Genomic DNA, 11,496 nt, shown 5'->3' on the forward strand with positions numbered 1-11,496 from the left:
GATTTTAGAGTGTAGTAAGTTAGAAATAGAATAGTCCGTAGAACATACTAATGCTACTCTTATTAGTGAATTAGTGTTTCTCCTCAATCGCTCATAAGCAGCACCAAGGTGAAGCGCTATAAACCCTATTTCATGTTCATTTTCCACCTTTATATTAGCAGTTTTATAAAATTCATTACAGGTAAAAACTCCTATTTCAAATATTAATGGATATTTCCGTTTTAAATCTTCTAAGACCGGATTTCGAATAATCGCATTATTTTTCAAACGCGAATGCATATCTTTTATATGTAAAACTAATTCTATAAATAAAATATCATCCTTTGTGAAATCTATACCAAATTCATTGTATATAGAGTTAATAAGGGTTTCCGTTAAATCTATATAGTAAGATTCAATAACAGCATTAATTTCACTACGCTCCTCATAAACATTTTTAATTATCTTCTTTCCCAGAAAAAGATAAGATATATAATCAATTTCTTGCTTTGCGAAATCTATATTAAAGGTAACCTTTAGTTGGTCACAAAATTCCTTTGCCATTTCATATTCTAGTGAATCGGTTTTATATCCAATGTATTCTGAATCATTAAGAATATTTTTATGTTTAATTCTATCTAATGTTATTGCAATATGAATAATAAGATTATTTATAGACATTTCATTTATAGAATAATTATACTTTTTCATTATGGTAAGCAACATAATCTTAATTTTATCTAGATTATAATCTTCAAAATACTTTTTATACTTTGATAAATCCAGAAAGTTACCATAAGTTTCTTTAAATAACAACTCGCTCAAAAGGGACCTTTTACATTTCTCACTTCCAAGTAAAAAAATGTTCATTCCTTGCTTTATAATGCTTCCCTTTCTATTATTTGCTACAATAATATCTTTAACTTTTTTCAAATCATTTTCAATAGTAGATTCACTAACTAACATACTTTCGGCCAATTCATAAATATTAATCTCTTTTTTTTCAAAAATGAGTTTCTTTATTATAAAGTTAACTCTCTCTTCAGGATAAACAGGAAAACCGTTAAGTATAGATTCTAAAATTTCCATTGCTCTTTCTTTATTAATAATAAAATATCCTTTTCTATTGAACGATGTAATAATTAAACCATTTTCTTTAAATGTAGCATTTATGTATGCAATATCACTTCTCACCGTTCTATCTGTTACTTCAAACTCAAGAGCTATCTCAGCTCCTTTTACCCAATCACTTCTATTTATTAGGAAATTTAATATTTTTTTTTGACGTGGTCCGAAATGTTTTTCTGTCAAAATACCCACCCCTATCCTAATGTATTTTTTCTTATACCTTTTAACACCTATATTTTAAATAGAATTACATATAATAATTTAAAATCTCAGTAAATTCTTAAAAAGAATGCTTTATCAAATTTATTTTTTAGACTTCTTTATTATATCTTACACTCAGTATAACATTTACAAAATCTCTTTATTATCTTTTGGTAATTTTTTTACTTTCATTCTCAATATAAATTCACATGTAATACAGTGCATGATGTATATATTCTCCTTAATATATACATAAGTAGAATAATTGATATTTTTTTATAACCTAGTGCATAATAATGAAGAAATAAATTTTGATATAGCTTATTTAATAAACAATTTTATTATAGATTTATAAATACTAAAGATAAATATACATTAATGTATTCGAAAGGAGTTATCTATGCTTTTATCATTAAACAATCTTTCAAAAGAATATACAATTGACAAAAATAAAAGTTTTAACGCTCTCAGTTTTGTTAATCTTAATTTTGAAAAAGGAGAATTTGTTTCAATTCTAGGACCATCAGGCTGTGGAAAATCCACACTTTTAAATATAATTGCTGGCCTTGATAAGCCAACTTCAGGTGATTTAATTATTGAGGGAAAATCAACTAAAAAATACAAAAAAAAGAATTGGGATTTATATCGTAAAAATAATATAGGTTTTGTTTTTCAATCCTTTAATTTAATCGAACATTTATCTGCACTAGAAAATGTCGAAATTGTTATGAATTTAATTGGTCTATCAAAAAAGGATCGTATTGAACGTGCAAAAAACTTATTGCAACAGGTTGGGCTCGAAAAACATATGGAACATAAGCCAGGAGAATTGTCTGGAGGGCAAAAACAGCGTGTAGCTATTGCTCGTGCACTTGCTAATGACCCAGATATAATATTGGCAGATGAGCCAACAGGCGCCTTAGATAAAAAGACAGGAATTCAAATTATGCAGCTTATTAAAGATGTTGCTCGTGATAAGTTAATTATTATGGTTACACATAATCGAGAACTTGCATATGAATACTCTACACGTGTAGTAGCTATTCTAGATGGAAAAATTCAAAAGGACGAAAAAATTGATGAATCTGAAATAAATAGTTTAAAATCAGAGCTTAAAAAGAAAGACAGTAGCATGTCTTTTGGAAATGCCATAAAACTATCCCTTAGAAATATTAAACAGAAAATGGGGCGTATAATCGTAACAACTATTGCTGGTTCCATTGGAATAGCAGGCATCCTATTAGTTATCGGACTTAGTAACGGTGCAACTAATTATATAGATCTTCAAACAAATTCTTTTGCTACCGCTAACATAATACAAGTTTCTATGAAGTTTAAAGATGCATCACTACAAACGACCGATTATCCTAAGAATATAAATGTCTATGATAGTATTAAGAAAAATCCCGACGTATTAACAGTTAGAGAGGACTTAAATGTTAAAAATATTACTTCTTATCAAGTAAATAATGAAACTTTAAAGGATATTACCTTTAATTCGCTAGCTGGTGAAAATTATCTTTCAAACATTGACCATGTACTAAAAGGTAGTGTACCAAAGGACAATAAGAATGAATTATTAGTAAATAAAGATATGGCTAAAAAAATCATTGAGAAGTTTGGCATGAATCCAGATACAGATGATTATTCAAAAGCTATTGGTAAAAGCATTAAGGTAGTAATCCAAGAAAAAAGCACAAATCCAATCACTGGAGATGAAATTCTAGGTAAAAAATATACACAAGATTTTAAAGTTGTTGGAGTTGTAAATGAAATAGCCTTAAGCTCAGCTGCTGTATATTATTCTTATGATGCAGTTAATACATGGCTTAAAAATGATGGCTATTTTGTGGGTAAAGAGAAACGTAACGTCACAGCAGAAGTGGTTATAAAAGATGTTCATAACAATGAAGCTGTACTGAATTATATCAATGCTAAGGAAAATGGTGGCATTGGTGGAAGTAAAATGACTGAGGCAAAGGGATTCTCTGCAACCTCACAAATTGTTATGGTCAAAACTGCTATTAAGACTTTAATTAATTTGGCTGAGGCAGTTATGATTGTATTTATTTCACTCGCTTTAGTAGTTTCAACAATTTTAATAGGTATTGTAATTTTCTCAAGTGTGCTTGAACGTAAAAAGGAAATAGGTATTTTAAAAGCTGTGGGAGCAAGAAATAAAGATATTGCTCGTATTTTCAAAGCTGAGTCTGCCTTGATTGGTCTTTTTGCAGGAGTCACTGGAGTCCTCGTGGCTTTTATAGTACAGCCAATTGCTAATACAATAATCAATAATGTATTAAATATTAATGCAGATAATATTGTAAATATCCCATTAACAGGTATTCCATTTACAGATATTAAAATTCCCTTTGTAACTATTGCCGGTCTAATTATTATCAGCATCTTAGTTGCAGTTTTAGCGGGACACTTTCCATCTAAAAGAGCAACCAAAATTCAAGTTATTGACGCATTGCGTGATGAATAGGGGGAGTAATAAATGTTACAAATTAAAAACCTAAGAAAAACATATAAAATCGGTAAACACCAGGTTATAGCATTAGATGATGTTTCTTTTGATTTACCTAATGGAAAATTAGTTGCGATTGTTGGACCCTCAGGTTGTGGAAAAACAACAATAATGAATTTAATAGGAGCATTAGATGCGGATTTTCAAGGTGATGTTATTGTTAACGGGAAATCTTTAAAAGAAGCAGGAGCAAAAGAAATAGACACTTATAGAAAAAATACAGTGGGCTTTATTTTTCAACAGTTTAACTTACTTAATTCACTAACCTCCATTCAAAATGTCGAACTAGCTTTAGATTTATCCGGAACCTCGAAGCAAAATAAAGCACGAAAAGCTCAAAGCCTTCTAGGGCGAGTTGGACTAACAGACCAAATGAAAAAGAAAGTAAACCTTCTATCAGGAGGACAACGTCAACGTGTGGCTATTGCTCGTGCTCTTGCTAATGATCCAGAAATAATTTTAGCTGATGAACCAACTGGAGCCTTAGATGTTAAAACTGGCGAGCAGGTTATGAAATTATTAAAAGAAATTTCAAAGGAAAAGCTAGTACTCATGGTTACTCATGCACCTGACCTTGCAGAAACTTATGCAGATTTAATTGTAAATATGGAAGATGGTAAGATAATTTCCATCGAAGAAAATATTGCCTCTATATCAACTGCTGTTTCTAAATTAGAAAAAGTCGAAACAAAATCGAAAATGTCCTTTTTAGCAGCATTAAAAATGTCACTTCGTAACGCTTGGTTAAAAAAAGGGAGGACCCTGGCAACAGCTATTGGTACTTCTATAGGAATTTGTGGAATTGCTTTAGCTATAGCTATTACTTCTGGTACTACTAGTGCAGTTAATAATCAGATCAAAGGTATATTCCCAACAAATGCAATAACTGTAGGGTTAAAAGAAAATGGTAATAAGGCGCTAAAAGATATTAAACCTATAAAATATAGTGATATAAACCCAGTTATGTCCTTAAGTAAAAATATATATGCTTATAACTTCCAAATTGGAGGCAACGGAATACCTATTCCAACCTTTTACTCTTTAGATCAAACCATAATTAAAGATGAAAAACTTATGTCTAAAATGTCAGAACAAACTACTAGAGAAAAACTGATTATGATGATGACTCCAGGGGTGCATGAGGATGTTAAAAATGATATTCAGTATGGCAACCTTCCAAAGGTAGGTTCCACAAATGAAATTGTTATTTCACTTTCCACCGCTAAGGATTTAGAAAAAAATGGTGGTGCTCTTGTGGACTTAATTGGTAAAGATATATACGTGCGCTATCTAAAGCAGGGCTCTAATCCACATAATGAGCAAGGGAGCAGCCCTGAAGCACCAATCGTAAAAACTTGGAAAATAGCTGGAATCGCTAATACTACAACTTTAATAGACACCTATTATGCAACAAGTGATTGGCCAATTAATTTCTATGAGAAAGAGTTTAACATAGATAAAACAACTTTAGAAAGTAATGCGCTAGTCTTATATTTCAAAAATACTAAAGATATAGATTCAGAGCTCAAAAAATTAAATGAGTCTCAAGATAAATACACATTTGACTCAGCTTTGAAAACCATATCTTCACAAGTTGATGGAGCAATGAAACAAATACGCTATGTCTTGCTAGGATTTTCTGGAATATCTATTCTTGTAGCAGCACTAATGATCTCAATTGTTGTGTATATTTCTGTACTTGAGCGAATTAATGAAATAGGTATTCTCCGTGCAGTGGGTGCACGAAAAAGAGATATCTTAAATGTTTTTGTTGCAGAATCCTTCATTATTGGTGTGTTATCTGCAGGAATAGGATTGGCATTTACTTTAGGTATATCTAAAATCATTAATACAGCAGTTTATAGCTTTTTAAAGAATATTTCGGAGAATGCTCCTTATATGGAAGTTGCTAAACTGCCACATGCAGATGCTGGTTTGATTTTATTATTTTGCGTAGTATTAAGTATGATTTCAGGCTTCTATCCATCTTTAAGGGCATCAAAAATGGATCCTATAGATGCATTACGTAGTAGATAAGATAAAAGTAAAATAAGGTTGCCTCAAAATATTTAAATAATCATTTTGAGACAACCTTATTTTTTTAACCTTTTCTTATATCAAATATCCTATGTATTTGTTATACTATTCTTAATAAAGTTGAAATATATTTAACGAAATGAGGTAATCATTATGAAAAAGAACCAAGTTGCAGGTAAAACTATACCGGAATGGACTTCAAGATTTCCATTAATAAATAATATGATAAATGATGAAGAGGTATTTTGGATTAATCCTAAATATACTGCTTTTGATGAAGCTATGAAAAAAATAAATTTAACAGAACATGATGTAAAAGACGCTGAGGAAAGATTAAATCGTTTCTCACCGTTTATAATGGCCCATTTTCCAGAAACCAAAGATAAAAATGGCATAATAGAATCTCCAATAGTTAGAATTCCAAATATGCAACAAGCTATTTCAAAAATGTTTGCACAAGAAACACCTGGTGATTTAATTTTAAAAATGGACAGTCATCTTGCAATCGCAGGTTCTATTAAAGCTAGAGGTGGAATATATGAAGTATTAAAACATACTGAGGACCTTGCTTTAGAAAACAATTTAATAACACTCGAAGATGATTATTCAAAATTAGCACAGGATGAATACAGAAAATTCTTCAATCAGTATACTATTCAAGTAGGTTCTACAGGAAACCTCGGATTAAGTATTGGCATAATGAGTGCAAAAGTAGGCTATAAAGTAATCGTTCATATGTCTTCAGATGCAAAACAGTGGAAAAAAGATCTTTTAAGAAGTAAAGGTGTTACTGTTGTTGAATATGCGTCAGATTACAGCGAAGCGGTTAAAGAAGGAAGAAAGCTATCTGATGCAGATCCCCTGAGCTACTTTGTAGATGATGAAAATTCCGAGAATTTATTCTTAGGCTACAGTGTTGCCGCATCGAGACTTAAAAAACAATTAGAGGTTATGAATATAGTTATTAATCCAGAAAAACCGCTGTTCGTATACCTCCCATGTGGAGTTGGTGGTGGCCCTGGTGGCGTTGCTTTCGGATTAAAATTAATATTCAAAGACAATGTCCACTGCTTCTTTGCAGAACCAACCCATTCTCCATGTATGCTTTTAGGTATGATGACAGAAAAGAATGAAGAAGTATGTGTTCAAGACTTCGGTATTGATAATATTACTGCTGCTGATGGATTAGCTGTTGGAAGGCCCTCTGGTTTTGTGGGGAAAACTTTAGAAGAATTATTGAGTGGTATTTATACAGTTCAGGATGATAAATTACATGCGCTATTAAGCACTTTAGCTAACACTGAAAAAATTTATTTAGAGCCTTCAGCTTGCGCTGGAATTCCAGGAATTGTCGAGTTATTTAAAAATGAATCTCATTTAGAATATCTAAAGAAAAATAGTTTAACTGACAAAATGTCAAATGCAGTACATATAGCGTGGGCTACAGGTGGAAGCCTTGTTCCAAAAGAATCTATGGATGAATATTATAGACTAGGATTACAAGCTTTAAAGAATTATTAATAAGGGGCATGAAAATAAAACTGCACAATTGTTTTAAATGAGCTAAGTAAAAGCCTTGCACTAATCTGCAAGGCTTTTATTAACTATCTATTATTTTCGGAAATCATTCTACTAATTAAATAAATATTATTTTTTAGTCGCTCATTATCAAATCTATAAACAAAAATAAGTTCCGTTATTACCCTGAACTTCACATATTTGTATACCCTCCTCATCAATTTCTAAATTTAAGGTTTTCCAATTTCCTGATAAGCTTTCCAAAAATTTCTTCAGCTTTTCTTCAGTATTATTATCATCCTTTTTTAAAATCACCATAATTGTTGGTCCAGCACCACTAAGAAATACTCCTAGTGCTTCACTATCTTTAACAAAATTCGTGATTTCAGAGTAATTTTTTATTAATCCAGTTCTATATGGCTGGTGAAGTTTATCATTGCAAGCAAGTTTCACCCCTTTGTAATCGCCATTAACAAGGGCTACAATGAGCATTGAAACCATTCCTATATTATAAACCCCATCCTTAAAAAGTATTGTTTCTGGAAGCACTTCCCTTGAATCCCCCGTTGAGAGTTGTAACTCCGGAATTATTGCACAAAATTTTACGCCTGCACTAATTGGTATTTTATTATAAAAGGCAGCTCCCTCATTCATAATTGAAACAGTCATACCTCCAACCAATGCAGGAGTAATATTATCCGGATGGCCTTCAATTTCACAAGCAAAATTTAAAACCTCTTGTCTTGTTAAAATATCTCCACATAACCTATTAGCAGCAGTAATTCCTGCTAATATACATGTAGCACTACTTCCAAGGCCTCCGCTAACTGGTATTTGTGTTTTAAATGTTAATCGAACACCTTTTGGAGCTTTCCCAAGTTTTTTAAAGGTTTTTAACATTGAAGCATAAACCAAATTATCACTATTTGCAAAGTTTTCATCACAGCCGAAAATCTCAAGTCCAGTTTCTATCTCTTCAACTATAAATCTATTATATAATTTGAACGCAACTCCAAGAGTATCGAGTCCCGGTCCCATATTAGCACTAGTAGCAGGTACTTTAATCTCAAACATAATCCAACCGTGGTGTAGGATTTATCCACTTTTCTAGCTTTATTACTTTCCTTGCTTGTTCTACATTATTAAAAAACATAATTACCATCTCCTTAATTATTTCTTCATTTTTTTTGATTATGTAATTAATGTACATCTAAAATACTGATTTGTATGAATCTAATCTTATTCCCTAGTTTAAGTTGTGTCAAGAATACTAAATAATAAAATATAATTACTGCAAATAAATAAAATATTATAAATATTTTTGACAGCGTATTTGTTAAATCCTTCATATTATTTTAATATAAGAAAAGGTATACATTGTATATATATCTGAAATCATTGGCGCATACTCATTTATAAGATATTTGTAAATTGTGTTAAAAACTCAAAAATTCGCACAATTGAAGTATTGACAATTTAACATTTATAATTTAATATAATATAAATCTTATAATCAAACGTGTTAAATGTATTTCAAAGCATTAATACTATTTTTTTAAGAAATTTATTCCATACAAAGGTATATATTCAGTTAATGATAATGTCGGATAAGTATCATATTATAAGGGGGTGGCAATTTTATGTATTCATCGGTAGATACCATATGGGTCTTACTCGGAGCAGTTTTAGTATTTTTCATGCAAGCAGGGTTCGCAATGGTAGAGACGGGATTTACTAGGGCAAAAAATGCAGGTAACATTATAATGAAAAACTTAATGGATTTTGCATTAGGAACTATAGTGTTCTGGGTTTTAGGATTTGGACTTATGTTTGGAGCTAGCAACTATGGAATTATTGGTACACTCGACCTTTTTGTACAAGGTGATTACTCTTCAACTATTCCAACATATGCATTCTTGATTTTTCAAACAGTATTTTGTGCAACTGCTGCCACAATAGTATCTGGAGCAATGGCAGAAAGAACGAAATTTTCATCTTATTTGATATATTCTGCTGCAATTAGCGCAGTTATATATCCGATATCAGGACACTGGATATGGGGTGGCGGATGGTTATCACAATTAGGCTTCCATGACTTTGCTGGATCTACTGCAGTTCACATGGTTGGTGGTGTTGCAGCCTTTGTAGGAGCTAAGATTGTTGGCGCTCGTATTGGCAAATATGATGAAGATGGAAAGCCTAAGGCTATTCTAGGTCATAGTGTAACTCTTGGAGCACTTGGAGTATTTATTCTTTGGTTCGCTTGGTTTGGATTTAACGCAGGTTCAACATTATCTGCAACCGGGGATGATGCTTTACTCGCAATGAGTACTATATTTGTTACTACAAATATAGCAGCAGCAGTATCAGCTACAACTACAATGGCATTAACTTGGTTCCTTTATAAGAAGCCAGATGTTTCAATGACACTTAACGGAGCCCTTGCTGGCCTCGTTGCAATAACTGCAGGTTGTGATGCAGTTTCACCAATAGGCGCATTGTTTATAGGACTTATTGCTGCCTTTGTAGTTGTATTCGGTATTGAATTTATAGATAAAACGTTAAAGATTGATGATCCAGTTGGCGCTATTGGAGTTCACGGATTCTGTGGTGCTGCAGGCACTATATTAGTAGGGTTATTCTCATTACAAGAAGGCTTGTTCTACGGTCATGGTGCTCATTTATTAGGAGTTCAACTAACCGGAGTTATTGCTGTAATTGCTTGGGTTGCAATTTCTATGACAATTTTATTTACTATAATTAAATCCACTGTCGGTCTTAGAGTATCAAGAGAAGAAGAGGTCACAGGACTTGACATTGAAGAACATGGGTTAGAAAGTAGTTATGCAGATTTCATGCCAACAACAGTAATATCAAGTATACCAGTATCTGAAGCAATACCTGTTAAAATTGATAATTATGATGAATCTTCCGATAAGCAGGTTAGAGAAGTAGTTGTCGTAATGAATAAAAACAAATTTGAGTCATTCAAAGCTTCAATGGAAAAAATCGGCATATCAGGTATGACAGTAGTATCCGCTTATGGATGTGGAATGCAAAAGGGCAATGCTGAATACTACAGAGGCGTTAAATTAGAAATGCAATTAATTCCTAAGGTAAAGGTGGAGATAGTAATTGCCGAAATACCATTAGACTTGGTTATTAAAACTGCTAAGCAATCTCTTTACACTGGAAATATCGGAGATGGTAAAATTTTTGTATATAATGTAGATAAGGTTATTAAAATTAGAACGGGTGAAGAGGACTTCGATGCTATAAAATAAACCGTTACCAAAAATATCTTTAATTGTCTCAGGCCGACATCATTTTTCATATGGTGTCAGCCTTACTTCTTTATATAATCCTAAGTTTTAAAAATATTATCCTTATTGGATAATAAGCTAACATTAGTATTAGTAAAAAAATCATTCCCAATGATGCATATGTTATACCATATATTATACAAAATATTCCATCAAATAAAGCAACTCTTCTTTCATTAACTGTATTATATTTCTTCTTTGCATTTTCATAAGAAATTTCTTTACCAGGATATTTATTAAATACAATTGCATATACTCCAACTGCAATAACCATCATTCCTAATATAGTATCGGATGAGAACATAACGACTCCCCTTCTCTCTATTATTTATTAAATAAAGAGGACTTGTACAAATTCTTATACAAATCCTCTTTATTTATATTTATACTAAATTACTTTAACTTGTTTTTGATTTTGAGTATACGTCAAATGCAACAGCAAATAACAATACCAATCCTTTAATTGTCTGTTGCCAGTCAATTCCTACTCCCATAAGGGACATTCCGTTATTCATAACTCCCATAAAGAGACCGCCAATTATAGCGCCCATAACCGTACCAATACCACCAGCGGTTGATGCTCCTCCAATAAAGCAAGCAGCAATTGCATCAAGTTCAAAGCCAACACCTGCATTCGGAGTTGCAGAATTAAGTCTTGCTGCAAAAACTAATCCTGCAAGAGCACTTAACACTCCCATATTAACAAAAACCAAAAATACTATCCATTTTGTTTTTACTCCAGAAAGTCTAGCGGCTTTTTCATTTCCACCAAGTGCATAA

At 31.9% G+C, this 11,496-nt stretch carries 7 protein-coding genes and 1 pseudogene; 4 read left to right on the top strand and 4 right to left on the bottom strand.

What is annotated here, in order from left to right; all coding sequences use genetic code 11:
- A partial coding sequence (locus JJE11_RS06985) for a transcription antiterminator (protein ID WP_291633972.1) occupies positions 1–1,290 on the bottom strand: 1,290 nt, incomplete at its 3' end.
- 418 nt (positions 1,291–1,708) lie between these two features.
- On the opposite strand from JJE11_RS06985, the gene JJE11_RS06990 reads away from it, so the two are divergent.
- From JJE11_RS06990 to dsdA, 3 genes are all read left to right on the top strand, one after another.
- Positions 1,709–3,796 (top strand): ABC transporter ATP-binding protein/permease, encoded by a 2,088-nt coding sequence (locus JJE11_RS06990; protein ID WP_291633973.1) that lies wholly within the window; start codon positions 1,709–1,711, stop codon positions 3,794–3,796.
- Between the two features lie 12 nt (positions 3,797–3,808).
- Positions 3,809–5,875 carry an ABC transporter ATP-binding protein/permease gene (locus JJE11_RS06995; protein ID WP_291633975.1) on the top strand — a complete coding sequence of 689 codons (2,067 nt, stop codon included), beginning with the start codon at positions 3,809–3,811 and terminating at the stop codon, positions 5,873–5,875.
- Positions 5,876–6,028: 153 nt separating this feature from the next.
- Complete coding sequence (dsdA, locus tag JJE11_RS07000) at positions 6,029–7,396, top strand: D-serine ammonia-lyase (RefSeq protein ID WP_291633977.1); 1,368 nt, start codon at positions 6,029–6,031, stop codon at positions 7,394–7,396.
- 153 nt (positions 7,397–7,549) lie between these two features.
- Here the strand turns inward: dsdA and thrB are convergent, their stop codons facing one another.
- Complete coding sequence (thrB, locus tag JJE11_RS07005) at positions 7,550–8,467, bottom strand: homoserine kinase (RefSeq protein WP_291633979.1); 918 nt, start codon at positions 8,465–8,467, stop codon at positions 7,550–7,552.
- Between the two features lie 566 nt (positions 8,468–9,033).
- Between thrB and JJE11_RS07010 the strand changes: the two genes are divergently transcribed.
- On the top strand, positions 9,034–10,677 hold the full coding sequence (locus JJE11_RS07010; protein ID WP_291633981.1) for an ammonium transporter: 1,644 nt from the start codon (positions 9,034–9,036) through the stop codon (positions 10,675–10,677).
- A gap of 70 nt (positions 10,678–10,747) precedes the next feature.
- Here the strand turns inward: JJE11_RS07010 and JJE11_RS07015 are convergent, their stop codons facing one another.
- Positions 10,748–11,020: a hypothetical protein gene (locus JJE11_RS07015; protein WP_291633983.1), complete on the bottom strand. Its 273-nt coding sequence runs from the start codon at positions 11,018–11,020 to the stop codon at positions 10,748–10,750.
- A 94-nt stretch (positions 11,021–11,114) separates the two neighbouring features.
- A pseudogene (locus JJE11_RS07020) lies at positions 11,115–11,496 on the bottom strand (sugar ABC transporter permease); the annotation flags it as partial.

Source organism: Clostridium sp., assembly GCF_016650095.1.
Classification (GTDB): Bacteria; Bacillota; Clostridia; order Clostridiales; family Clostridiaceae; genus Clostridium_AD.